Below are 23,294 nucleotides of genomic sequence, written 5' to 3' on the forward strand. Positions count from 1 at the left end.
GTGCGGTTGCGTCTCTACTTCCGCCGGTTGGGTGCGAACACGAGCACCACGCCGACCAGCACCGCGATCACCACGAACAGCCAGTGGAACCCGACGTTCGCGAGCGGTTCCAGCGAGAACGGCCCCGCGAGCGCCCAGCCGCTCACCAGGAGTGCTGCCAATCCTGCGAGGAGCAGTAGTGGCGACGGGCGCTTCCGCGTCCGGGTCTGTTCGCTGCCCTGAGTGTCGTCGATGTCATCCACGGCGCACCTCCACACTTCCGAATCGGACATCGGCATTGAGGGTCAGGACGTGACCGTCCGTGCCGTCGACGCCACCGTCGAGGCCCTCCGGGAGACACTGCGCGTCGCCGAACTGCGCGGTGCAGTGGTTCTCGACGTTCATACCGGGCGGCAGGAGCACCACGACCTCACCGAACTGCCCACTGACGTCGACCGTCTTGTCCTCGGTGAGAGTGACGTTCCGGAGGTCGAGCGTGAAGCTGCCGAATCCGCCGGAGTAGGCGGGCTCGATGGCGGCCGCCGTCGCCGGGTTCCAGGTCCGATCGCCCATGTTCTCGCTGTTCAGGTCGAGTGAACCGACGATCGAGGCGAGGATCACGAAACCGATCAGCGGGCCGGCGACGACGAGAAGTCCGTAGCCCTTGCGCAGAAATCCGCCGATCAGCAACCCCACTCCGATGACGGCGAGCGCAACGGCGCCGATGCGACCGGGGTTCAACCAGTCGGATCCGGTGGCGACCGACAACGCGGTCGCCGCCGCGGCCGCGAGGATCGCCAACCCGATCACCATCGTCGTCAGGCGGGAGTGGGTGCGGTCCGGTTGTACTGCGGGAGCGGTGGTCCTGGCCGGTTCGGGCAGATCCCATGCGAACGGGGCGACCCCGAGCGGGTCCCACGCCGGCGGTCGCGGTTCGAGCGGCGCGAACGGGGCCGAGGGTGCGTCGACCTGCGGACCCGGGGGTGGGGACTTCTCGAACGACACCGGATCGGATTGGGCGGCAGCAGCTTCGGGCTTCAGTGCCTCCGTGGGTGCGTCGGCCGGCTTCTCGCCGGAGGCCGGCGGCGTGCTCGGCGTGTAGGAGTCGGGAAGTTTCGTGTACGGACCGTACGCACCCGGACCGTAGGCACTCGGACCGTACGTGCCGGGGCCGAACGGGTTGGCGCCGAACTGACCGGGCGAGAAACTCGTCCCGGGATACCCGGTCCCGACACCCGGGGCAACGGCGCCGGCGGGCAACGGTGGGGGTATCGGCTGCCGCTGATACAGCAGCCACAGGCCGCCGAGCATCAACGCCATGCTGACCAGGCCGGAGCCGCCGAGGCCGACACCGAAGGGGCCGACGGTGCTCAGCGCGATGGCCAGTGCGACGAGAAGGACGATGGTCTTGGTGCCCGAGTCGGAGCTGTGACCGCGTCCCACCAGCGACTCCGCGGGGGAGGCCGGGTCGCCCGATTTCGTGAGGGCGAGCCAGCACGCCAGGTAGAGGAGCACGCCGGCGCCACCGAAGATGGTGGACACGACGAAGGCGACTCGTATCAGTACGGGATCGACGCCGTAGCGGTAGCCGATTCCCGCACAGACACCGGCGACGTGACCACGGCCCGGCAACCGCACCGGCCGGGTCCGCCACAGATCCTGTATCTGCTCTTGGAAGCTCCCATTGCTCATACGACCATCGTTCCGGTCGGCGCGGCGCGCGTACATCGGGAACTACCCTGATCTTTCCGGTCGGGGTGGGCCGGGAACGCGGGCCGAAGTCAGGGTTGGACCCTGATGCCGTGGCCAGGGGATCGTGCCAGTATCGAACATGTGCAACCTGTGTCGAACACGTCCGCGGGCGGTGCCCAGTACGCGGGCGCCGTGACCGCGCCTGCCCCGCCCGACGGCATTCCCATGCCGCGGCTCGAACGCCGGACCGGTGGTCGCATCGTCGGCGGCGTCGCGGGTGGTATCGCCGATCAGCTGGGCGTCGACGTGATGAAGGTGCGGGTCGCGTTCGCGTGTCTCGCCGCGCTCGCCGGCGCCGGCATCGTCGGCTACGGACTGTTGTGGATCTTCACGGCCGCAGGTTCCGACACCGAGAAGCCCAGTGCCTCCGAGCGGCGGAGAGCGTACGGACTGATCGCGATCGGCCTTGCCGGTGCGTCCGCGTTGTCGTGGTTGTTCAGTGGCCGGGTCGGTTCGGTGATCGCGCCGATCATCGTGGTGGCGGTCGGCGCGGCTCTGGTGTGGCGCGAATTCGATTCGGAAGGTCCGCGCACCGTCATCGGGCTGCCGCAGCGTCCCACCGTCCTCACCTGGGCGCGGGTCCTCGGTGGCGTGACGTTGATCGTGTCGGGTCTCGGTGTGGTGATCCTCGCGCAGGTCGACTTGGCTGCGCTGCGTTCGTCGTTGCTGGCCGTGGTGGTCACCCTCGTCGGCGCCGGGCTGCTGACCGTGCCCCTGTGGTTGCGACTGTGGCGCGCGCTGGGCGCGGAGCGTGCCGCCAGGATCCGCAACGACGAGCGTGAGGAGATCGCGTCACACCTGCACGACTCCGTCCTGCAGACCCTGGCGCTGATCCAGAAGCAGGCCGACGATCCGCAGGAGGTCGCGCGGCTGGCCCGGGGGCAGGAACGAGAACTGCGGAAGTGGTTGTTCGGTGGGGGAGACACCGACCATTCGAGCCTCGCGGAGGCGTTGCGCATCATCGCAGGCGAGGTGGAGGACCATCACGGCGTCACGGTGCGGCCGGTGACGGTCGGCGATGTGGCGCTCGACGTCGAGGGCACGGGCGAGGGTCTGTCGAAGGAGAGTTTCACGGCGGTGCTCGGTGCGACGCGGGAGGCTCTGGTCAACGCGGCCAAGCATTCCGGGGAGACGGACATCAACCTGTTCGCCGAAGCCGAGCGCGAACAGGTCAGTGTGTTCGTCCGGGACCGCGGCGTCGGATTCGACGTCGACGAGGTGTCCCCGGACCGTCAGGGCCTGGCGAAGTCGATCCGTGGACGGATCGAGCGGCGCGGCGGGCACGTCGACGTGCGGTCCGCACCCGGCAAGGGCACCGAGGTGCGAATCCACATGCCGCGGAACGGCCGGACGTGGGCGACAGCGGGCGCCGCCGAGGACACGGACACTGCCGGCGTCGAGGACGTGCCGTTCAGTCAGGGTGCGTGAGCACCACTTTCGCCATGTCTGCTCGCAGGCTGTCCCGGTGAGGGGGTAATGTTCGCCGGCGACACGACTGTGGGGGTCGTGTGGTCGCACCGTGCTGCGGCGGGGTGGGACGCGAGATGTCAAGGGGGGATTTCATGATCGACCGTGAGGGTCTGCGCGTGCGCGAGCACGGGTTGCAGGATCAGATCGACTCGATGCTGGCCACGCTCGACCGGCAGACGCAGGAACTGCATGCCGCTCAGCAGCAGGTGGCGCAGCTGCGGATGAGTGGGGCGTCCACCGACGGACTGGTGCAGGTGGTGGTGAACTCGGTGGGCGGCGTGGTGGACGTGCGCCTCGCACCGGACGCGTTCCGGCGGTCCACCCCCGAGTCGCTGGGACGTGCGATGACCGAAGCCGCCCGGCGTGCGGGCGAGGCCGCGCACACCGAGTCTATGCGCCTCATGGGATCGATCGTGGCCGCGACCGAGACCCTGCCGGATCTGCCGGACCTCGTTCCCGGTGCTCCGAGTCTTCGGGACTTCCTCCCGCGCCTCGAGCCCGACGTCGGTGGCGTCCCGGCCGAGCGGGAACCGGACCTCGATGGTCCCGACGACGCGCGGTGGAATCGGCCGGTCCTACGGGACGGGTGGCAGTGAGCGCGCAGCTGTGGGTGGACCCGATGCATTTGCGTAGCGTCGCACCCCGATTCGACGCACTGTCGCAGCGGATGGCAGAGGTCGCCGCCACACTGCACTCGACCCTCGAGGCCGAGGGGGAATGCTGGGGCGGCGACGGGACCGGGACGACGTTCGCGAGCGGGTATCTGCCGTCCGCGGACGCGGCCGGACAGTCGTTGGGGTTCGCCGTCGGGGCGCTGGCCGCGCTCGGATCCAGGCTCAGGAGCACCGCCAACTCGTTCGACGACACCGACCGCGGCACCACATCCAGCCTCGCCGGGCTGTTCTGATGGGCATCGAGGTTCCGGGCAGTGTCCGGTGGCTGGCGGAGAAGGTCGTCGGGGCGGACTGGCCCGACGCGGACGAAACGGCGATGGAGCGGCTCGGGCAGGGGTGGAAGGACGCCGGTGCCTCGCTCGACGACATCATCGAGGAGGCCGACGCCGCGATGCGCTCGGCCATGTCCGGGGTCAGTGGTGACGTCGACACCTCGATGGCGCAGCACTGGGCGCGGATCGGTGGGGACGGGGCGCTACGCGAGTTGTCGGGGTTGCTTCACGAACTCGGCGACACCCTCGACTGGTCGGCCGACGACATCCGGGTCGCGAAACTCTCGATCATCGCGGCCCTGGTGGCGCTGGCGGCCGAACTCGTCGCGGTAGCGGTGGCCAGCGCGATGACGTTCGGTGCGGCGAGCCCGGCCGCGTTCGCGGCGGAAGCGGCCACACAGGTCACCGTCCGGATGATCATCCGGCAGCTGATCACCTCGATCCTCACCCGCGCCGCCATGGGCGCTCTGAAGGGCGCGGCAGGGACGGCGGCCATGCAGGCGACGTTGGAAGCCGGCCTGCAGTGGTACGAGAAGGAACATGGGCGGCGCGACAGCATGGACTGGGGCAACGTCGCCGAGGCGGGTGGCAAGGGTGCGGTTCAGGGAGGTGTGAAGGGTGCGGTCAACGGTGCGTTCGGGCTGAAGTTCACCGACCCTCGTTCTCAGTTCGGGGGCATGCTCGGCTCGTACGTGCAGGAGGAGACGGTCGGCACACCGAGGTTCACCGGCGCCGTCGTCGGCGAGGGGCTGGACCGGACCGGACTCGATGACGACGTCCGGCGGGCCCGCGACGAGATCGACGGGCGTCTGCCGTGAACGGCCCCGACAGCCACAGCTTCTGCCGGAAGACCGACCTGACGGTGGACTCACGCCCGGGCGTACCGAACAGGCACGGCATGCACGGTGACCCCCGCTACCCCTCGCCACGCAGGCTGCGGCGGGCGACCGCCTTCGCGATCGACTGGCTCCTCCATATCGGCGTGGCGATCGGGTTGTCGGCGGTGTGCGAGGCATTGCCGGAACTCGCGCCGTGGTCTTTTGCTGCCGCAGTGTCCTCCTGGATTGCAGTGTCGTTCGTGCACCGAACCGTTCTTCAATCGGTGTTCCATACAACGGCGGGGAAAGCATTGTGTGGACTGTGCATCCTGAAGCCCGACGGATCGTGGCCAGGGTTCGGCTTCCTCACGAAATGGTGGGTGATCGGTACATTCTCGACCGTTCTCGTCGCCGTCTCCGGCGCGGGCGGCGACAGTGACAAGGAGGACGACTGGTTTCCTCCGGTCGTTCGGCTCCGGGACGTCCGGCGCCTGCACGTCACCTAGAGTGGGGTGACACTACCGCCCACGCGAGGAACAGCTGCAGTGACTTTGCCTGAAACACCCCCGTACCGTGTCTTTCTCGTCGATGATCATGCCGTTTTCCGTTCCGGTGTCCGCGCCGAGCTCGGCAGGGAAGCGGACATGGAGGTGGTGGGCGAGGCGGGCGGTGTCGCGGAGGCGGTGGCCGGGATCAACGCCACCTCACCGCACGTCGTGCTGCTCGACGTCCACATGCCCGACGGGGGCGGTGTCGCTGTGCTGCGGGGCATCGAGTCGGGTCCGGTGTGCCTGGCGCTGAGCGTGTCCGACGCCGCCGAGGATGTGATCGCCGTGATCCGCGCCGGGGCACGCGGGTACGTCACCAAGACGATCTCGGGCGCGGAACTGGCCGACGGCGTGCGCCGGGTCGCAGGCGGTGACGCCGTGTTCAGCCCGAGGCTCGCGGGATTCGTGCTGGACTCCTTCACCGGGCGTTCCAATGCTCCTGAGCCGCAGCTGGATCCGGAGCTGGATTCGCTGACGCCGCGGGAGCTGGAAGTGCTGCGGCTGCTCGCGCGGGGGTACACGTACCGCGAGATCGCCGAGGAACTGGTGATCTCGGTGAAGACGGTCGAAACGCATGCGTCGAACGTGCTGCGGAAGACGCAGCAGTCCAACCGGAATGCGCTCACGAGGTGGGCGCACCGCCGGCGGATCGACTGACCTCCCCGGGTATCAGGGCTGGGCGAGGAGGACGATCACGGCCACGAGCACGGCCAGGATCAGGATCGCGACCATGACACCCATGGCGATCGGCGCCCACGCCACCACCTGATCGCGGACGGTCGGGGCCGGCGAACCGGGAGCGGGTTTCGTCGGGCGCGGCGGCCACTGCAATCGGCCGAGCGGACGCGGCACGTTCTTGAGCGGTGTGCTCTGAGGCACGGCGGGCAGACCGGCCTGGGTGGAACTCACCAGCTTGCTGCGCCGGCGTGAGTCGGGCAACGGCGTCGAACGGTGTGCCCACGCCGGGATGGTGCCGTCTGCGGAATAGACGGGCGAACCGACGAGGTGCGCGACGTTCCCGTCGCCGGCCATGGCCACCCGGGCCAGGGCGTCGCGGGCCTCGGCCATCGTCGGGCGACGCGCCGGGTCGGGCTCGAGCAGGTGCAGCAGCGTGTCGGTGAGCGGTCCGGCCTTACTGGGACGGTAGATCTCGGCCTTCGCGACCCGGTGCAGGAGTGCGATGGAATCGGAGTCGATCCCGAACGGCGGCTGGCCCTCGACGACGGTGTACAGGGTGGAACCGAGCGAGAAGACGTCGCTGGCCTCGGTGGGGTCCTGGCCGCGGGCGACCTCGGGGGAGAAGTACGCGGGTGTGCCGGTGATGACCCCGTTCGTGGTGTCGGCGGAGTCGCCCTTGGCGCGGGCGATGCCGAAGTCGCTGATCTTGACGGTGCCGAGTTCGCGGCCGCGGTCGGCGACGAGGATGTTGCCCGGCTTGATGTCCCGGTGCACGATCCCGGCGGCGTGGGCGGCGGTGAGCGCGTCGGCCACTTGCGCGCCGATCTGGGCGACCTCGAGCGGGGGCAGTGTGTCGGCGATGTTCATCGCCTGGGCGAGGCTGCGGGACGGCAGGTACTCCATGACCAGCCAGGGCTCGCCTGCCTCGAGCGCGACGTCGTACATCGCGATGGAATGGCTGTGGGCGAGTTTGGCGGCGTTGCGCCCTTCCCGCATGGTGCGTTCGCGGACACGGCGGGCCTCGTCGGGGTCGAGTCCGGCCGTTGTGGTGACCTGTTTGATGGCGACGTCGCGGTGCAGCAGGGTGTCCCGTGCGAGCCAGACCGCGCCCATTCCACCGCCGCCCAGTTTGGACCGCAGACGGTACCTTCCGGCCACCAGGTATTCGGGTCCGATGCCCCTTTCGCTCTGCTCCTGCTCCATCACGCGTTCAGGTTAGAGGATTGCGCGGACACGGGATGCGCGACGGTCCTGACCTGGCCGTTCGGGGTCCACTTGACGGGCCTCCACCGACCGGCTTTACTTGAAATGAGTTCGAAAATACGTTCGAACAAAGCGTCTGTTCGAGCCGCGTCTTCCCCGTGGTTGCCGACCGCTGTTGGTGCCGAGTGTCAGGGGTGTCGAGTTGGCTGAAGTGGCCGGCGAGCCGGGGTTTCCGGTGCCGGGGTCTCCCGAGTTGTCCGGGCTGTCCCGGCAGGAGCGTCTGGACTACCTCCGACGACGGATGGCCGCTGTCCCCGCGCGCGGTGAATCGGTGGCGAGCCGCGCCCCGGTGGAGAGTGCGTTCCCCACGACGGGCACGTCCGCAGCGCCCGATTCCCATGCTGCCGGGGTGCTTCCGGTTCCGGCTGCACTGGCCGAACTCCTTCCCCGAGGCGGGCTGGTGCGCGGTTCGGTGGTGTCGGTGTCGGGTGCCACCTCGCTCCTGCTGGGTTTGGTCGCGTCCGTGACCGCGGGCGGCGGACACGTCGCGGTGATCGGACATCCCCGGCTCGGGGTGCTGGCAGCGGTCGAGATGGGGGCGCAGCTGGAACGGCTGGCCCTGATCCCCGATCCGGGCGCCGATCCGGTGGAGATCGCCGCGGTGCTCCTGGACGGAATGGATCTGGTGGTGCTCGGACTGGGTGGGGCGTCGGTGGCGCCGTCCCGGGCGCGTGCGGTGGTGGCCCGGGCCCGGAGCAAGGGGGCGACCCTGGTCGTCACGGACGGACACTGGGACGGCGCGGAGATGCGGCTGGAAGCCCGGGTGCACGGTTACGGCGGACTGGGCAACGGATCTCAGGACCGGGGATGCGGGCGGTTGCGTTCCCTCAGTCTGGCGGTGTGCGCCCGGGGGCGGTCGTTCCAGCCGCGCACCACCCGATTGGACGTGCGGTCGGCGCAGGGCCGGGTGGAATGGGTGAGTGCACCGGAACCGGTGGCGCCCCTCGAGGTCGCCCCCTTCCCGGGGCCGGTGGAGGTGGTGGGTCTGTGAGCCGGGTGCTGGCGTTGTGGTGCCCCGACTGGCCCGCGGTCGCGGCGGCCGCTGCCGCGGACCTCCCGCCGACTCATCCGGTGGCGGTGACGTCGGGCAATCGGGTGATCGCCTGCTCGGCACCGGCCCGCGCGGACGGGGTGCGCAGAGGCCTGCGCCGCCGCGAGTCCCAGGCCCGGTGCCCCCGGTTGCACGTGGTGACCGCCGATCCCGACCGCGACGCGCGGCTGTTCGAGCCGGTCGCCTCGGCCGTCGACGCGGTGGCGCCCGGTGTCGAGGTGTTGCGACCCGGTCTGGTGGTGCTGTCCGCTCGCGGTGTCGCCCGGTACTTCGGTTCGGAGGAAGCCGCCGCGGAACGGTTGGTGGACCAGGTGTCGGCGGTGGGGGTGGAGTGCCAGGTCGGTATCGCCGATCAGCTGTCCACGGCCGTGATCGCCGCGCGCAGAGCAACTCTCGTGCCACCCGGTGAGGGGGCGGACTTCCTGGCGCCGCTCCCGATGCGGGAACTGGCCGCCGAGCCGAGCCTCGCGGCACCCCACCGCGGTGAGCTGGTCGATCTGCTGCACCGGCTCGGGTTGCGCACGATCGGCAGTTTCGCCGCGCTGTCGGCGGGCGATGTGGCCTCGCGGTTCGGAACCGATGCGGTGCTGGCGCACCGGGCCGCGCGGAGTGAGCCGGAGCGTCCCCCGTCGGGGCGGTCGCTGCCTCCCGACCTGGAGGTCGAGGAACGGTGCGATCCCGTCATCGAACGGGTCGACGCCGCCGCCTTCGCGGGTCGTGCGCTGGCGGAGAAGCTTCATCGCACACTGTCGGACGCCGCGGTGGCCTGCACCCGGCTGTCGATCTCGGCGAGCACCGGCAACGGTGAGCAGCTGTCCCGGATCTGGAGATGTGCGGAACCGTTGACGCCGGAGGCGACGGCGGACCGGGTGCGGTGGCAGCTGGACGGGTGGCTGACCGGGCGCAGCGAGAAGCGGCCCACCGCCGGTATCGCCGTCCTGCGGCTCGAACCGGTGGAAGTGGTGGCCGCCGGCGCCCTGCAGCTGGGGCTGTGGGGTGGAGTCGGCGACCAGGACGAGCGGGCCCGGCGGGCTCTGGTGCGCGTGCAGGGACTGCTCGGCGGGGAAGCCGTGCAGGTGGGGGTCCTCAGCGGTGGGCGGGGCCCGGCGGAGCGCATCACGTTGCTGCCGTTGGGTGACGAGCTGATTCCGCGCAACGATCCGTCGGAGCCGTGGCCGGGCACGTTGCCGGAACCGGCGCCTGCAGCGGTGCTGTCCGCGTATCCGGAGGTGTGGATGTCGGACGAGCGGGGTATGGCTGTGACGGTCACGGAACGGGGTGTGTTCAGCGCGCCTCCCGCGCGGTTGCGGTGGGGGAGCCGGGAGTGGGCGGTGTGTGGATGGGCCGGACCGTGGCCGGTGGACGAGCGGTGGTGGGACCCTCCGGCCGCCCGGACGGCGGCCCGGGCCCAGGTGCTGCTGGAAGAGTCGCGGGCGCTGCTGGTGATCTGCACGGCAGGCCGCTGGTCGGTGGAGGGAATCTATGAGTGACACGGAGCGGGACACACGGCACCGCAGGGTCGTCGTCCAGGAATTGACGAGCCTCGACGGGTTCGTCGCCGGGCGGTCCGGCGAGCTGGACTTCTTCGATGCGGTGCCGGATTACGGTGAGGTGGACCGGTACAACCTCCGTCTGCTCGCCGACACGGACCTCGCCCTGCTCGGGCGCAAGACGTATCAGATGTTCTCGGACTACTGGCCCACCGAACAGGCGCAGGGTGAGGTCGTGGCCGAGATCGTCAACTCGATCCCGAAACTCGTGTTCTCCTCGACGCTGGACAGTGCCCCGTGGGGGGATCGGGAGCCGGCGCAGCTGTGGCCGGGCGACGCCGTCGAACGGGTGCAGCAACTCCGGCAGGAGCCCGGTGGCGACATGATCGTCTGGGGGAGCATCACCCTCGCACGGGCACTGCTCGCCGCCGATCGGGTCGACGAAATCCAGTTGCACGTGGTGCCGATCCTGCTGGGGCACGGCCGCAGGCTCCTCGACGAGGACACCGGGATGCATGCGCTGACGTTGCTGGAGTCGAAGGGGTACGACTCCGGGGTCGTCACGTTGCGTTATCGGGTGGGGCGGGCGGCGTAACCCGCCCGGCGACCTGCCTTGCGAACCGACCGTTCGAAATGCTTTGCTGTGCAGAGGGTCGCGTGCCGGTGGCGGACAGCGTCAGGCATGGAGGCCGGCCACGGCCGCATCGTCGGGTCGTGGCATACCTCGAAAGGGTCGACTGTGACCATTTCTTTCAACCACACTATCGTCGCCGCCAAGAACAAGCAGGAGTCGGCGTCCTTCTTCACCACGTTGTTCGGATTGCCGGACGCCGTGCCTGCCGGCCACTTCCTGGCGGTCGCCCTCGACAACGGGGTGTCCCTCGACTTCGCGGAACCGCCGGTCGAATTCCCGCCGCAGCACTATGCGTTCCTCGTCGGCGAGGACGACTTCGACCGGATCTACGGTCTGATCGTCGAGTGGGGGCTCGAGCACTGGGCGGATCCGCGGCAGACGCTGCCGGGCACCATCAACACCAACGACGGCGGGCGGGGCGTCTACTTCCTCGACCCGTCCGGTCACTATCTGGAGATCATCACCCGCCCGTACGGGTCGGGCGGGTAGTCCGCGGCGGTCGCTAGTCTGGATTCTCGTGGAGACGAGCAGGACTACCCCGACGCGCGCCGGTATCGAGATCGCCTACCGGGACAGTGGCGAGTCCTCGGTGCCGGGGTCGTCGGGCGTCCATCCCGTGCCGGTGGTTCTGGTGCACGGGATGGGCGGTGACGGCGGCACCTGGGACCGCTTTGCCCGCGCACTCGTCGCCCGCGGGCGCCGCGTCCTCGTCGTGGATCTGCGGGGGCACGGTCGCAGTGCCCGCGCCGGGTCGTATCTGTTCGAGGAGTTCGGTGCCGACGTGGTGGAGGTGTGCGACAACCTCGGGCTGACGCGGGTGGATCTCGTCGGGCATTCGCTCGGTGGTCATGCCGCATCGCTCGCGGCCCAGGCCAGACCCGGGCTGGTTCGCCGGCTGGTGATCGAGGAGGCCCCGCTCCCGTTGCGTCCCGGTGACCCGGAACAGGTTTTCGCGAATCGGCTGCCGTCGCTGCCGGAACTGTGGCACGCGACGACGAGCCTGATCCGGCATCCGCGGGCCGCGTTCGCGTTCGACCGGTCGATGACGGGCTCGGCGCTCGAGCAGTTCCGCCGCCCGGATCCGTTGTGGTGGGACAGATTGCCGGACATCGAGGCCGACACGCTGATCCTGCGGGGCGGTCCGGGCGGAATGGTGGATCCGCGCAGACTCGAGTCCGCGGTGGCGGCGATACCGAACTGCCGGGTGGTGGTGTTCCGTAGCGGGCACAGCATTCACCGCGACCGTTACGACGACTTCGCGGCGGCGGTGCTGCCGTTCTTGATGAAGCTCGAGACGAGCTGACAAAAAGTCCGAAAATGTAAACCGCGACGGCTTCGACAGGACTAGCGTGGGAACCGAAGCGGGGGCTCGGAACGGGCCGGTTGTCAGACGAGCGCCCCGAAGCTGCGGGGCGTCCGACGGCGTCTTCCGCACGTCCGGAAGAAGGTCAACGATGTCGACACTCACGCCTGGACGCCCCTTTGCGCCCGGCAGGCAAGGGTTCAGCTCGCTCCGCGCCGGGGGCCTCAACTGGGACGCGTTCCCGTTGCGGCTGTTCACGAAGGGCAACGCCAAGTTCTGGAATCCCACGGACCTCGACTTCAGTCGGGACGCGGAGGACTGGGAGGGGCTGAACTCGGAGCAGCAGCGCAACTCCACGTATCTGGTCGCACAGTTCATCGCCGGTGAGGAAGCGGTCACCGAGGACATCCAGCCGTTCATGAAGGCGATGGCCGCCGAGGGGCGCTTCGGGGACGAGATGTATCTGACGCAGTTCTGTTTCGAGGAGGCCAAGCACACCCAGGTGTTCCGGCTGTGGATGGACGCGGTGGGCCTGACACGCGACCTGCATCCCTTCGTCGCCGAGAACCCGTACTACCGGCAGTTGTTCTACGAGGAGCTGCCGGGATCGCTGAAGGTGCTCGAGACCGATCCCAGTCCGGCCAATCAGGTGCGGGCCAGCGTCACCTACAACCACGTCATCGAGGGCAGTCTCGCGCTCACCGGGTACTACGCCTGGCAGAAGGTGTGCACGACGCGCGGGATCCTGCCGGGCATGCAGGAGCTCGTCCGCAGGATCGGCGACGACGAACGACGCCACATGGCGTGGGGAACGTTCACCTGTCGCCGGCACGTCGCCGCCGACGACAGCAACTGGGGTGTCGTCCAGGAGCGGATGGCGGAGCTGATGCCGATGGCACTGGGCATGATCGACTGGGTCAACAAGCAATTCGAGGTCCAGCCGTACGGGCTCGACGACCAGGAGTTCATCGCGTACGCCGCGGACCGGGCGCAGCGCCGGCTGGGGGCGATCGAGTCGGCGCGGGGACGCCCGGTCGAGGAGATCGATCTGGACTATTCACCCGAGGCCCTCGAGGAGAAGTTCGGCGAGGAGGACGCCAAGGCGATGTCCGAGGCCGCCGGCTGAGGCACGCGCCGCGGTGACAGATGGCAGGATCGGCTCATGGCGCTCACCGCACTCGACCGCAGACTCCTCGGCTGGTCTGCAGCATTCGTGATCTCGCAGGCGAACATCGTCCGGCTACTCGGCCCGGTGGCACCCCGGCTCGCCGACATCCAGACCGCCCGGTCCGCCCGGTCCTACACGGCGATCCTCGACGCAATGTCCGCTGCAGACAGGGCGCGCTACCGCAGCCACTACTACCCGGACTTCGTCCATCCCCTGATCTACGCGGTCGCGTTGCGCACGGGCGCACGACGTCTGGCGGAACTGACACCACTCTCGGCGAGAACGCAGAAAGCGCTGGCGGCGGCCCCGGTGATCTCCGCGGCAGGCGACTACGCCGAGAACGTCGTCGGGCTGTATCTGCTGTCCCATCGCGAGCACATCACCGACGCGACCGTGCGCACCACCAGTGCGGTCAGCGTCACCAAATGGGTGCTGGCGCTCGGGACGCTCGGATATCTGTCCCAGGGATTCGTCCGGGTCTGGGCGGGACAGCTGTTCTCCCGCTAGATTCGGGCACATGTGTGCTGCCGAGCTCAGCGTCGAGTACTTCTCCGGACCGGCCGAGTTCCGGGAATGGCTCGGCGCTCATTACGACTCCTCACCGGGCATCTGGCTGAAGATGGCCAAGAAGGGGTCGGCGCATTCGTCGATCAACTACGACCAGGCTCTCCAGGTCGCGCTGTGCTACGGCTGGATCGACAGCCAGGTCCGCCGCGTCGACGACGACTTCTTCGTGCAGCGGTTCACCCCGCGCTCGTCGCGAAGTCCGTGGTCGAAGCGGAACCGGGAGTTCGCGGAGAAACTCGCCGAGGCAGGTCTCCTCGAGCCTGCGGGCGCGGCGGAGGTGGAGCGGGCCAGGGCGGACGGTCGCTGGGACCGCGCGTACGCGGGACAGAAGGCGGCGGAGATACCGCAGGACTTCCTGGACGCCCTCGCGCAGAATCCCGAGGCCGAGGCCTTCTACGCGACACTCGACAGCCACAACCGGTACGCCGTCTACTTCCGCCTGCAGGACGCCACGCGCCCGGAGACGCGTGCGCGCCGCATCGAGAAGTTCGTCCAGCAGTTGTCGGAGCGCAGGAAGTTCCATGACTGACCGATTTTCCCGACTGACACAATGGCATCGTGCCTGACACGATCACCGCCACCTGCTCTGCTCTGTCCGCGACCGACGAACCCCTCGCGGGCACCGCTGCGCATGTCACGGGCTGGGTGTGCCTGGAGTTCCCCGGCGCGTGGGGCCGGGACGTACTCGACGGCACCGCGCTCGGACCGGACCTGGCCCGTGAGCTGGACGCCCGCGCCGACGCGGCCGGGGTGCGGGTCATGTTCATCCGCCGGCCGGGCCGCAGCACCGCGGCCCCGGATCGGCGGACGGTGCTGCTGGCGCAGTCGCATCCCGCGCGGTCGTGGTGCGAGCGGCTCGAGATCGGCTTCCCGGAAGACCTGCTCGACCTGGACCTCGGGCTGATCGCGGGGACCGCACCCGGTCTGGGCACACCGGTGACGGACCCGGTCGTGCTGGTGTGCGCGCACGGGAAGAGGGATCAGTGCTGCGCCGTCCTCGGACGGCCGGCCGCGGCCGGCCTGGCCGCGGAGTTCGGCGACGCGGTGTGGGAGTGCTCGCACACGGGTGGGCACCGGTTCGCGCCTTCGCTGATCCTGCTGCCGATGGGGTACACCTACGGCCGGTTGTCGACGCAGGAGAGTGTCGACGCGGTCCGCGCCGCCGCCCGGGGCGAGGTGTACCCGACCGGGCTGCGCGGCCGCAGCTGCTGGGACGCACCGGGGCAGGTGGCGGAACTCGCCGTCCGCGATCTCGTGGACGCGGCCGCGGACGAGCTCACGGTGGACGCGAACTCGGTTGTCGCGCATCGCGACGGGCGCCGCTGGGTGGTCGACCTGGAGGAGTGGGAGCTGCCGCCCCGGCCGGCGAGTTGCGGGGCGGCGCCGAAGCCGGTGCGACCCGTCGTCGCCACCGGAGTCCGCGCCCTCGCCCCCTGACTCGGTCACCAGTGGGTGCCGGGCACCAGCCTTCCGACCTTCCGGGCGGCGCGGCCGAGGACCGACGACGGGTGGTGCCTAGGTTCCGGCGTGTGCTGAGGTGCCGGCGCCGCGTCGTCCGTGCTCTGCCCCTTCGCCGCCGGGGAATCGGGGAACATGCGATACATCTGGTGCATCACGCGATCCTTGACGGCGGGTGCGAAGACGTGGCCGAGTTCCCCGAGCGTGCCGGTCGGGACGTCGATGCGCTTGGGGCGTTCGATCAGCGCCCGGACGACCATTGCCGCCGCCTTCTCCGGGGAGGTGATCGGTCCGACGTTGTACCGGCCGGTGGGCGCGATCATCGGCGTCTCGACGAGTGGCATGTGGATGGTGGTGAACGTGATTCCGTCCGAGAGGGTTTCGGACGCCGCGACATCGGTGAAGCCGTCGAGGGCCGACTTGCTGGCGACGTAGGCGGCGAACCGCGGCGTCGCGCCCTGGACCCCGGCGCTGCTGATGTTGACGATGTGCCCGTACCGCCGCTCGCGCATCTGCGGGAGGAAGGCGAGGACGAGCCGGACCGCGCCGAAGTAGTTGACGGCCATGGTCCGCTCGAAATCGTGGAGCCGGTCCGTGGAGTGGTAGAGGCCCCGCCGGATCGACCGGCCGGCGTTGTTGACGAGCATGTCGACGTGATCGTGCTCGGCAAGAACTGCTTTGACGGTGTGCTCGACCGACTCCTCGTCGGTGATGTCGCAGGGGTACCCGTAGGCGTCGCCGCCCGCCGCACGGATCTCGGCCACCACGGCGTCGAGTTCCTCGGTGCGCCGGGCGAGGAGAATGACCTTCGCGCCCTTGCGGGCCGTCGCGATCGCGGAACTCCGGCCGATTCCGGACGACGCCCCGGTGATCACCACGTGCCTGCCCACGAGCGGTCCGGCCGGGTGGGGCCTGCGCGCTCGATCCGGGTCGAGGTTCTCACGCCAGTACGACCACAGCCTGTCGGCGTACGACGCGAACCGGGGGACGTCGATGCCTGTGCCGCGCAGCGCCTCCCGGGTGTCGTCGTTCACGAACACCGTGGGCAGTGTCATGTTCTCGACGAGCACGGGCGGGATGCCGAGAGCGCCGAGCACCACCTTGCGGCCCGTGTCGAGGGCCGAGTGGGGGGTGGGAGTGAGGAAGGGGCGGACGAGTCCGCCGGGGAGTCCGGCCGCGGGATGCGGTGCACCGGCGGCCCTGGCGAGCGCGGCGTAGATCTCGCGGACCGGCTGGGGGCGCGGATTGACGAGATGGAACGTCTGGCCGTCCCGTCCCGGTGCCGACATCAACTCCACGATGGCCGCGGCCACGTAGTCGACGGGGACGACGTTGGTCGAGCCGATCCGGGGGACGGCCACGGGCAGGGCCGCGGGGAGTTTCGCGAGCGCCGCGATGGCGGGGAAGAGGTAGTACGGGCCGTCGATCTTGTCCATCTCGCCGGTGACCGAACTGCCGACCACCGCGGAGGGGCGGTAGATTCGCCACCGCAGGCCGTCGGCTTCCCGGACCAGCTTCTCCGCCTCGAACTTGGTGCGGTGATACGGGGTGGGGAACCCCTGCCCGAGATCGAAATCGGTTTCCCTGAACGGACCTTCGTGGTCCCCCGCGACGGCGATGGACGAGACGTGGTGCAGCGTCGCATCCAGTTCCCGGGCCAGCGCGATCACCGAGCGGGTGCCGTCGACGTTCGTGGTGGCCTGTTCGTCGCCCGCCGTGAGGTCGTAGATCGCGCCGAGATGCAGGACGTGGTCGGCCGCCGGCGCCGAGGTGAGTCCGAGGCCGGGCTCCGTCAGGTCGCCGATCAGCGGATGCACGCGTTCGCCGCCCGGCATGCCGTCGACGAGCGCCTCCCAGCGCGCGACGGACGCGCGCCGGACGAGGACGTGGATCTCGGCTGATGCATCGCGGTCGAGGATCAGGGGCAGCACGTGCCGACCCAGGAAGCCGGTTCCGCCGGTGACGAGGTAGGTGGACATGACCCGAACTTACTCCAAAGTAAGATAATGCACTAGTGGCCCAGACCCACCTTGGCGTGCACCTTCTTCATCCAGGCCGGAGCCCACCAGTTGGCCTCGCCCATCAGCTTCACGAGGGACGGAACGAGGAGCATGCGGACCACCGTCGCGTCGACGATGAGTGCGACGATCATCCCCACACCGAGGAACCGCATGATCGACAGACCGGAGATGGTGAACGCTCCGGTCACCACCACGAGCAGCAGCGCCGCGGCCGTCACGATGCGGCCCGTGCGCTCGGTGCCGAAGCGCACCGCCTCCTCCGTGGTCGCGCCTGCCTCGTGCGCCTCGACCATGCGTGACATCAGGAACACCTCGTAGTCGGTCGACAGGCCGAAGACCACGGCGAGGATGAGGACCACGAACGTCGCCTCGAGCGGTGCCGGACTGACCCCGAGCAGACTCGCGCCGTGGCCCAGCTCGAAGATCCACGTGAGCACACCGAACGTGGCGGCGAGGCTCAGCCCCGCCATCGCGACCGCCTTGATCGGCAGCACCACCGAGCCGAACGCCAGGAACAGCAGCACGAGCGTCGAACCCACCATGATCGCGATCATCACCGGCATCCAGTGCACGATCGCCGCGTTCCCGTCGTCGACGGTCGCCTGACCGCCGCCGACGAGGAGTTCGGTTCCCTCGGGTGGCGTGATGGCACGGAGTCCGTCCACTGAGGCGCTCTGGTCGTCGGTGGTGACGCCCTCGGAGTAGACGGCCTGGACCGCGACCAGCTCGTTGCCGGACGCGACGACGGTGGCCGCCCCGATGCCCTCCACCCGGCCGGCGGCCTGGGCGACCGCGGCGCCGTCGGCGGCGGTCGGGGCCGTGCCGTCGGTGCCCCGGAGAATGAGGGTGGCGCCGTTTCCGGTGGTGGGAAATTCGGTGGTGAGAGTGTCGGTGGCGATCCGGGCGGAGTCGTTCTCCGGGAGCGCCGTGTACGTGACCTCGCCGAGTGATGCGCTGAGCAGGGGCGAGGCGAGGACCATCAACCCCGCGACGATGCCGACCGCGATGGCGACCGGCCGCCGCATCACCCAGGTGACGACGGAGCCCCAGAACTTGCGGGCGCGAACCTCCCCGCGCTGCGCCGCATCCTTGCGCCAGGTCAGTGCGTTGATGCGATGACCCAGGATCGCGAGCAGCGCCGGGACCGCGGTGAGCGACAGCAGCGCCGCGCTCGCGACCGCGGCCATCGCACCGAACCCGAGCGACTTGATCACGTCCTGCGGAAACACGAGCATGCCCGAGAACGCGCACACGAGAAGCAGACCGGAGAACAGCACGGTGCGGCCCGCGGTCAGGACGGTGCGCCGGGTCGCCTCCGCGACGTCGGCGCCGGACTCCAGTTCCTCGCGGAAACGTCCGACGACGAACAGGCCGTAGTCGATCGCGAGCCCCAGGCCGAGCAGGGACGCCACGTTGATCGCGAACGAACTGACGTCGGTGAACAGGGTCAGCAGGCGCAGGGTGGCCAGGGCGCTGAAGATCGAGAGCAGCCCGACGAACACCGGAACGGCCGCGGCCACCAGACCGCCGAAGATGAAGACCAGCAACACGAGAGTGATCGGGAGCGCGATCGCCTCGGCCAGCACCAGGTCCTGTTGCAGCCGGTTGTTGAACGCCACACCCACCACCGAATTGCCCGCGAACTCGGTGTCGATGCCCTCCACCTCGAGCTTCGGCAACAGGTCGTCGAACGTGGCGGCGGTGATCCCGGCGTCGGGGTCGACGGTGATCGCGGCCGACGCCTTGGTGCCGTCCTCCGACACCATCAGCTGCTTTCTCGCCGCGTCCGCGGTCCAGTACGACGTCACCGAGTACGTCGGCACCTCGGCGGCGAACCGGTCGAGACTCGCGGTGACCTCAGGGCCGATGTCGTCCAGGGTCTTCCCCTCGGGTGCCGTGTAGATGGCGATGATGTCCGGCGTCTGCGGACCCAGGTTGTCCTGGACGATCCGGGCCACTTCGGCGGATTCGCTACCGGGATCGGTGAACCCGCCCGAGCTGAGTTTCGCGAAGACACCGGTGCCCCACACGCCGCTCACCAGAACGGCGACGACGGCGAGGCTCAGGACCCACCATTTGCGTGAAACAACGGTCGAGGCCCAACGTGTCATGCGTCATCTCCGGCGTGTCTGGGGCGGGCAGCTGCGACTGCCGACTGTAGTGCGGATCGGGGTGTCACCGGCGGGGGTGTGACGCGGCTCCCGGCAAATCGTGCATACTCGGCATCGCACTTGCAGCCACACGCACGGGGGAAGCCGGTCCGAATCCGGCGCTGACCCGCAACGGTAGGCCACCAGATCATTTCGGTGGCGAGCCCGATTACCCGGCGTGGGGTGTGCGACATCCTTTTCGTCGTGGTCTACGAAGCGGAGTCCTGCAGGCGCCGCACCGGGCGTCTGCTGACTTCTCATTCGTGGCTCTGAGCCGCAATGAGGTTTACATGCACGGTCAGTTGTTCAGAAGTACCGGTCTGGTCACGCTCGCTGTGGCCGCGCTGGTGGTCGCCGGGTGTTCGCGCGGGGAGTCCGTGGGGCAGACCGCTTCCGCAGAATCCTTCGCCGAGCCGGTGTCCGTCACCAACTGCGATCGAACGGAGACGTTCGACGCCCCGCCCCAGCGCATCGTCAGCATGAACGATCACGTCACCGAGGTGCTGATCGAGATGGGGGCCGGCGACCGCATCGTCGGCACAGGGTACGGCGACGCGACCCCGCTGCCCGAGTTCGCGGACGCCTTCGCGAAGATCCCGAAACTCGCGAAGGAATACCCGACCCGGGAGCAGATCCTCGACCTCGACCCCGACCTGGTGGTCGGCGGAATGCGGAGCGCGTTCGACGAGAAGGAGGGGCGGTCGCGTGAATCCCTCGACGACCAGGGCATTCCCACCTTCCTGTTCTCCGAGTACTGCGGGCAGGGCTTCCCCGACATCGGTCTGCTGCGCAGCGACTACACGCAGCTCGGCGAGATCCTCGGAGACCCCGACCGGGCGCGGGCGATCACCGACCGGGTGACGTCCGGGTTGCAGGCCGTGCGCGACGAAATCGCGGGCGCCGCCCCGGTTCCGACGTTCTTCTACGATTCCGGCGAGGACGTCCCGCTGACGATCGGCGGTGTGGGAGTCGGCCAGCTCATCGCGGACCACGCGGGTGCGGCCAACCTCTTCGCCGAAGGGGAGAAGCCGTATTCGAAGTCCACCTGGGAGATCATCGGTGAACGCGCCCCGGAGGCGATCGTCGTCCTCGACTACGGCACGACGAGTGCGCAGGCGAAGATCGACTTCCTGAAGTCGCACCCGATCATGTCGACGACACCCGCCGTGAAGGCCGGCCGCTTCGTGGTGGTGCCGCTCGACGACTTCTTCGAGAGCCCGCGCCTGGTGCGGTCGGTGGAGACGATCGCGCGGGCACTTCATCCGGACGACGTCGGCGCGCGATGACCGTCACCGCAGAACGTGCGGCACCACCGGCGCAGGCACCACACCCGGCCCGCGCACGCCTCGGTTTCGCGGGCCTGACGGTGCTGCTCGCGCTGACAACCCTGTTCGTCGTCGGCCTCGCGGTGTCGTTCGGTTCCGTGCGCATCCCGGTCGGCGACGTCTGGGCGATCGTCGCGCACCGCGTGGCCCCCGGCGCATTCGAGTCCTGGTGGTCACAGGCGCGGGAGTCGATCGTCCTCGACTCCCGGCTGCCGCGGGCGCTGACCGCGGCGGCCGTCGGTGCGGCGCTCGCCCTCGCAGGCGCCGTGGCGCAGGCGGTGACCCGCAATCCGCTGGCCGATCCCTATCTGCTCGGCGTGTCCTCGGGTGCCGGTTTCGGCGTGGTGGTGGTGACGGTGCTCGGGCTCGGGGTGGGAGCGCTCGGCGCGTTCACCGTTCCCGTCGCGGCATTCCTGGGCGCGATGGTGCCGCTGTTCCTGTCGCTGGCGATCGGCGGACGGTATCCGCAGCCGACGGCCGTCATCCTCGTGGGCGTCGCGTCGGCGCAGGTGTTCTCGGCTCTCATCACGTTCTCGATCCTGGTCGTCGCCGACGAGCATCAACTGAGTTCGGTGATGCACTGGCTGGCAGGCGGGTTCGGCGACTCGCGCTGGTCGACGGCGATCTTCCCGGCCGTGGCACTCGCGACGGTCGGGGCCGCGATGATGCTGAGCGCGAGCCGCATCGACCTGCTGCAGGCGGGAGACGACGGCGCCGCCGCCCTCGGCATGAACGTGCGACGCTTCCGCGTCGTGCAGTTGCTCGGTGTGTCGATGCTGGCCGGGGCCGCCGTGTCCGTCGCAGGCGGCATCGGCTTCATCGGTCTGCTGGTGCCGCACCTGGCCGGGTACGTCGTGGGCGCCCGGGCGGTCAGGCTGCTGCCCGTCGCCGCATTCCTCGGCGCGATCGCGATGGTCGCGGCGGACACGGCCGCGCGGTCGGTCGCGCACAGCATCGAGGTCCCGGTGGGCGTCGTCACCGCGCTCGTGGGAGCGCCGATCTTCGTGTGGATGCTCTACCGGCAGTATCGGAGGGCCGAACAGTGACCGCGCTGAGCCTGCAACGTGTCCGCGCCGAACTCGGGTCGCGGGAAGTGCTGCACGGCATCGACTTCTCCGTGCGTCCCGGTGAGGTGCTGGCGTTGGTCGGGCCCAACGGTTCCGGCAAGACCACCGCGCTGCGCTGCTGCTACCGGGCGCTCACCCCGACCGGGGGCGCCGTCGCCGTCGACGGAACGGACACCGCCGATCTGGGCCGGCGGGAACTGGCCCGCACGATCGGGGCGAGCACCCAGGAGCCGCGGGTGTCCGCGGGACTGACCGTGCGCGAATCCGTTTCGCTCGGACGTATCCCGCACCGGGGCTGGTTCGAACGGGCGACCGGCGCCGACAGTGAGATCGTCGAGACGTGCATACGTCAGGTCGGGCTGGCCGAACTCGCGAATCGCGACGTCCAGGCGCTGTCGGGCGGGGAGCGTCAACGGGTGTCGATCGCCCGGGCGCTCGCGCAGCAGCCGAGGGTCCTGCTGCTCGACGAACCCACCAACCACCTCGACCTGCGGCATCAGCTGACGGTGATGAACCTGCTGCGTGACCTCGCGTGCGACGGTCTGGCGATCGTCGTGACCATGCACGACCTCCGGCTGGCCGTCGAGTTCTGCGACACGCTGGCCGTGATGCACGATGGACGGGTGATCAGCACCGGTCCGCCCGCCGACGTGCTGGACGACGCCGTGCTCGGCGGGGTGTTCGGCATCCGCGCCGTCGTGCGGTCGACGCCGCGGCTGTCGATGGAGATCCTGGGGTTGGCCGATGGATGAGCAACTGCGGCGTGCGTACGAGCTGACCACCCGCCGCGTCCCGATGATCGCCGACCAGATCGGGCAACCCGGCGCCTCCTCGTTCCCGGCCGTGCGCCTGACCGATCCCGGCTGGCTCGCAGACCGCGTCGCGGACACGGCGAGGCGGTGGGGCAGCGACGATCCCCGGGTCAACGGCACCCTGTGGTGGTACTCGGCCAGCTCGACCCTGACCGGGATTCCGATCGCGACCGCGCTCGTCACGGGGGTCGCCGCCCGGCCGCGGCTCGTCGACGCCGTGGCATTCCTGCGGGACGACGGGTATCTCGGCGGCCTGACCGCGTCGTCGGCACTGCCGGTCACCGAGGGGCTGTCCGAGCTGGCGTCCGAGATGGCCACGGCGCTGACGCCGATCATCGACGCTCTCACCGCGGCGTCCGGGGTGCGGCAGGCGGCGATGTGGGCGATCACGACGGATTCGATCGCCAACCGGGCACTCGACGCGGGAACGGCGTGCGGCGATCGCGCACGCGGCAGCATCTTCGCCCGGGGGCTGGTGGACGCACTCCGCCGCGTCGGTGTGGTGATGCCGGACCCGCGGTTCGTCGACATCCGGGCCGGGGCACTGTCACGCCGGTTCACGCAGCGGGCGTCGTGTTGCCTGATCTACGAGACCCCCGGGTCGGGCAAGTGTGTGAGCTGCCCGAGGAGGCCGGCCGAGGACCGTCTGAAAGGTCTGGCCGCGCTCGTGACGTGAGTCCGGGTGCCTGCGTTGACCGGTCCGCGGGTGTGATGGCAGACTGAAGGCGTTCGAACTCCCGTTCGAATGATGCGTCTTCCCCAGCGGCATCTTCCATGGTTTCGGCACGGCACGT

At 69.5% G+C, this 23,294-nt stretch carries 24 protein-coding genes and 1 riboswitch; of the genes, 19 read left to right on the forward strand and 5 right to left on the reverse strand.

The annotated features are described in order from the left end of the window. Positions 1-14: 14 nt before the first annotated feature. On the reverse strand, positions 15-242 hold the full coding sequence (locus QM841_RS18275; RefSeq protein ID WP_283333008.1) for a hypothetical protein: 228 nt from the start codon (positions 240-242) through the stop codon (positions 15-17). Further along, positions 235-1,707, reverse strand: a complete 1,473-nt coding sequence (locus QM841_RS18280; RefSeq protein WP_280782671.1) for a PspC domain-containing protein — start codon at positions 1,705-1,707, stop codon at positions 235-237. The genes QM841_RS18275 and QM841_RS18280 overlap by 8 nt, the downstream gene beginning before the upstream one ends. A gap of 69 nt (positions 1,708-1,776) precedes the next feature. Between QM841_RS18280 and QM841_RS18285 the strand changes: the two genes are divergently transcribed. The 6 genes from QM841_RS18285 (at position 1,777) to QM841_RS18310 (ending at position 6,170) form a co-directional block, all read left to right on the forward strand. Then, positions 1,777-3,159: a PspC domain-containing protein gene (locus tag QM841_RS18285; protein WP_477952889.1), complete on the forward strand. Its 1,383-nt coding sequence runs from the start codon at positions 1,777-1,779 to the stop codon at positions 3,157-3,159. A 134-nt stretch (positions 3,160-3,293) separates the two neighbouring features. After that, positions 3,294-3,797: a YbaB/EbfC family nucleoid-associated protein gene (locus QM841_RS18290; RefSeq protein ID WP_283333009.1), complete on the forward strand. Its 504-nt coding sequence runs from the start codon at positions 3,294-3,296 to the stop codon at positions 3,795-3,797. After that, positions 3,794-4,108, forward strand: coding sequence for a WXG100 family type VII secretion target (locus QM841_RS18295; protein WP_349307409.1), 315 nt, complete (start codon positions 3,794-3,796; stop codon positions 4,106-4,108). Before QM841_RS18290 ends, QM841_RS18295 begins: the two co-directional genes overlap by 4 nt. Further along, positions 4,108-4,965 carry a WXG100-like domain-containing protein gene (locus QM841_RS18300; RefSeq protein WP_283333011.1) on the forward strand — a complete coding sequence of 286 codons (858 nt, stop codon included), beginning with the start codon at positions 4,108-4,110 and terminating at the stop codon, positions 4,963-4,965. Before QM841_RS18295 ends, QM841_RS18300 begins: the two co-directional genes overlap by 1 nt. Next, positions 4,962-5,471 (forward strand): RDD family protein, encoded by a 510-nt coding sequence (locus tag QM841_RS18305; protein WP_283333012.1) that lies wholly within the window; start codon positions 4,962-4,964, stop codon positions 5,469-5,471. The genes QM841_RS18300 and QM841_RS18305 overlap by 4 nt, the downstream gene beginning before the upstream one ends. Positions 5,472-5,510: 39 nt before the next feature. After that, entirely contained in the window at positions 5,511-6,170 is a 660-nt protein-coding gene (locus tag QM841_RS18310; protein ID WP_009479420.1) for a response regulator, read from the forward strand. Positions 6,171-6,182: 12 nt separating this feature from the next. Here QM841_RS18310 and QM841_RS18315 read toward each other — a convergent pair whose 3' ends face one another. Then, on the reverse strand, positions 6,183-7,394 hold the full coding sequence (locus QM841_RS18315) for a serine/threonine-protein kinase (protein WP_105420571.1): 1,212 nt from the start codon (positions 7,392-7,394) through the stop codon (positions 6,183-6,185). A 211-nt stretch (positions 7,395-7,605) separates the two neighbouring features. On the opposite strand from QM841_RS18315, the gene imuA' reads away from it, so the two are divergent. The 9 genes from imuA' to QM841_RS18360 all read left to right on the forward strand — a co-directional run bounded on the left by imuA' (position 7,606) and on the right by QM841_RS18360 (position 15,104). Next, the gene (imuA', locus tag QM841_RS18320) at positions 7,606-8,445 is read left to right on the forward strand and encodes a DnaE2-dependent mutagenesis accessory factor ImuA' (RefSeq protein WP_283333059.1); all 840 of its coding nucleotides are present in this window, start codon (positions 7,606-7,608) and stop codon (positions 8,443-8,445) included. Continuing rightward, entirely contained in the window at positions 8,442-9,995 is a 1,554-nt protein-coding gene (locus QM841_RS18325; RefSeq protein ID WP_283333013.1) for a DNA polymerase Y family protein, read from the forward strand. The genes imuA' and QM841_RS18325 overlap by 4 nt, the downstream gene beginning before the upstream one ends. Continuing rightward, positions 9,988-10,590 (forward strand): dihydrofolate reductase family protein, encoded by a 603-nt coding sequence (locus tag QM841_RS18330; protein ID WP_283333014.1) that lies wholly within the window; start codon positions 9,988-9,990, stop codon positions 10,588-10,590. The genes QM841_RS18325 and QM841_RS18330 overlap by 8 nt, the downstream gene beginning before the upstream one ends. Positions 10,591-10,734: 144 nt before the next feature. Then, entirely contained in the window at positions 10,735-11,118 is a 384-nt protein-coding gene (locus QM841_RS18335) for a VOC family protein (RefSeq protein WP_283333015.1), read from the forward strand. Positions 11,119-11,146: 28 nt separating this feature from the next. Next, positions 11,147-11,932 carry an alpha/beta fold hydrolase gene (locus QM841_RS18340; protein WP_283333016.1) on the forward strand — a complete coding sequence of 262 codons (786 nt, stop codon included), beginning with the start codon at positions 11,147-11,149 and terminating at the stop codon, positions 11,930-11,932. A 151-nt stretch (positions 11,933-12,083) separates the two neighbouring features. After that, positions 12,084-13,058 carry a R2-like ligand-binding oxidase gene (locus tag QM841_RS18345; RefSeq protein WP_105420556.1) on the forward strand — a complete coding sequence of 325 codons (975 nt, stop codon included), beginning with the start codon at positions 12,084-12,086 and terminating at the stop codon, positions 13,056-13,058. Between the two features lie 36 nt (positions 13,059-13,094). Beyond that, entirely contained in the window at positions 13,095-13,607 is a 513-nt protein-coding gene (locus QM841_RS18350) for a hypothetical protein (protein WP_283333017.1), read from the forward strand. Positions 13,608-13,617: 10 nt separating this feature from the next. Continuing rightward, positions 13,618-14,196 carry a YdeI/OmpD-associated family protein gene (locus QM841_RS18355; protein WP_283333018.1) on the forward strand — a complete coding sequence of 193 codons (579 nt, stop codon included), beginning with the start codon at positions 13,618-13,620 and terminating at the stop codon, positions 14,194-14,196. 29 nt (positions 14,197-14,225) lie between these two features. After that, the gene (locus QM841_RS18360) at positions 14,226-15,104 is read left to right on the forward strand and encodes a ferredoxin family protein (RefSeq protein WP_283333019.1); all 879 of its coding nucleotides are present in this window, start codon (positions 14,226-14,228) and stop codon (positions 15,102-15,104) included. Positions 15,105-15,109: 5 nt separating this feature from the next. On the opposite strand, the gene QM841_RS18365 is transcribed toward QM841_RS18360, so the two are convergent. Then, a complete protein-coding gene (locus tag QM841_RS18365) occupies positions 15,110-17,104 on the reverse strand; it encodes an SDR family oxidoreductase (protein ID WP_283333020.1) in 1,995 nt (664 codons plus the stop codon). Between the two features lie 32 nt (positions 17,105-17,136). After that, positions 17,137-19,257: an MMPL family transporter gene (locus QM841_RS18370; RefSeq protein ID WP_283333021.1), complete on the reverse strand. Its 2,121-nt coding sequence runs from the start codon at positions 19,255-19,257 to the stop codon at positions 17,137-17,139. Between the two features lie 102 nt (positions 19,258-19,359). Then, a riboswitch (cobalamin riboswitch) is annotated at positions 19,360-19,491 on the forward strand. Positions 19,492-19,586: 95 nt separating this feature from the next. Between QM841_RS18370 and QM841_RS18375 the strand changes: the two genes are divergently transcribed. From QM841_RS18375 to QM841_RS18390, 4 genes are read left to right on the forward strand one after another with little or no spacing between them, the layout of a single operon-like run. Further along, positions 19,587-20,582, forward strand: coding sequence for an ABC transporter substrate-binding protein (locus QM841_RS18375; protein WP_283333022.1), 996 nt, complete (start codon positions 19,587-19,589; stop codon positions 20,580-20,582). After that, complete coding sequence (locus tag QM841_RS18380; protein WP_105420542.1) at positions 20,579-21,667, forward strand: FecCD family ABC transporter permease; 1,089 nt, start codon at positions 20,579-20,581, stop codon at positions 21,665-21,667. Before QM841_RS18375 ends, QM841_RS18380 begins: the two co-directional genes overlap by 4 nt. Further along, on the forward strand, positions 21,664-22,440 hold the full coding sequence (locus tag QM841_RS18385) for an ABC transporter ATP-binding protein (protein WP_283333023.1): 777 nt from the start codon (positions 21,664-21,666) through the stop codon (positions 22,438-22,440). Before QM841_RS18380 ends, QM841_RS18385 begins: the two co-directional genes overlap by 4 nt. Continuing rightward, positions 22,433-23,176 (forward strand): (2Fe-2S)-binding protein, encoded by a 744-nt coding sequence (locus QM841_RS18390; protein WP_283333024.1) that lies wholly within the window; start codon positions 22,433-22,435, stop codon positions 23,174-23,176. Before QM841_RS18385 ends, QM841_RS18390 begins: the two co-directional genes overlap by 8 nt. Positions 23,177-23,294: the final 118 nt, after the last annotated feature.

The organism is Rhodococcus sp. IEGM 1307 (assembly GCF_030056915.1).
Lineage (GTDB): Bacteria > Actinomycetota > Actinomycetes > Mycobacteriales > Mycobacteriaceae > Rhodococcus_F > Rhodococcus_F opacus_D.

Coding starts and splice junctions, on each gene's coding strand:
- QM841_RS18300 (WP_283333011.1), top strand. CDS start 4,108: ATGGGCATCGAGGTTCCGGGCAGTGTCCGGTGGCTGGCGGAGAAGGTC.
- QM841_RS18380 (WP_105420542.1), top strand. CDS start 20,579: ATGACCGTCACCGCAGAACGTGCGGCACCACCGGCGCAGGCACCACAC.
- QM841_RS18345 (WP_105420556.1), top strand. CDS start 12,084: ATGTCGACACTCACGCCTGGACGCCCCTTTGCGCCCGGCAGGCAAGGG.
- QM841_RS18350 (WP_283333017.1), top strand. CDS start 13,095: ATGGCGCTCACCGCACTCGACCGCAGACTCCTCGGCTGGTCTGCAGCA.
- QM841_RS18390 (WP_283333024.1), top strand. CDS start 22,433: ATGGATGAGCAACTGCGGCGTGCGTACGAGCTGACCACCCGCCGCGTC.
- QM841_RS18370 (WP_283333021.1), bottom strand. CDS start 19,257: ATGACACGTTGGGCCTCGACCGTTGTTTCACGCAAATGGTGGGTCCTG.
- QM841_RS18375 (WP_283333022.1), top strand. CDS start 19,587: ATGCACGGTCAGTTGTTCAGAAGTACCGGTCTGGTCACGCTCGCTGTG.
- QM841_RS18355 (WP_283333018.1), top strand. CDS start 13,618: ATGTGTGCTGCCGAGCTCAGCGTCGAGTACTTCTCCGGACCGGCCGAG.
- QM841_RS18290 (WP_283333009.1), top strand. CDS start 3,294: ATGATCGACCGTGAGGGTCTGCGCGTGCGCGAGCACGGGTTGCAGGAT.
- QM841_RS18315 (WP_105420571.1), bottom strand. CDS start 7,394: ATGGAGCAGGAGCAGAGCGAAAGGGGCATCGGACCCGAATACCTGGTG.
- QM841_RS18280 (WP_280782671.1), bottom strand. CDS start 1,707: ATGTACGCGCGCCGCGCCGACCGGAACGATGGTCGTATGAGCAATGGG.
- QM841_RS18330 (WP_283333014.1), top strand. CDS start 9,988: ATGAGTGACACGGAGCGGGACACACGGCACCGCAGGGTCGTCGTCCAG.
- QM841_RS18285 (WP_477952889.1), top strand. CDS start 1,777: ATGCCGTGGCCAGGGGATCGTGCCAGTATCGAACATGTGCAACCTGTG.
- QM841_RS18365 (WP_283333020.1), bottom strand. CDS start 17,104: ATGTCCACCTACCTCGTCACCGGCGGAACCGGCTTCCTGGGTCGGCAC.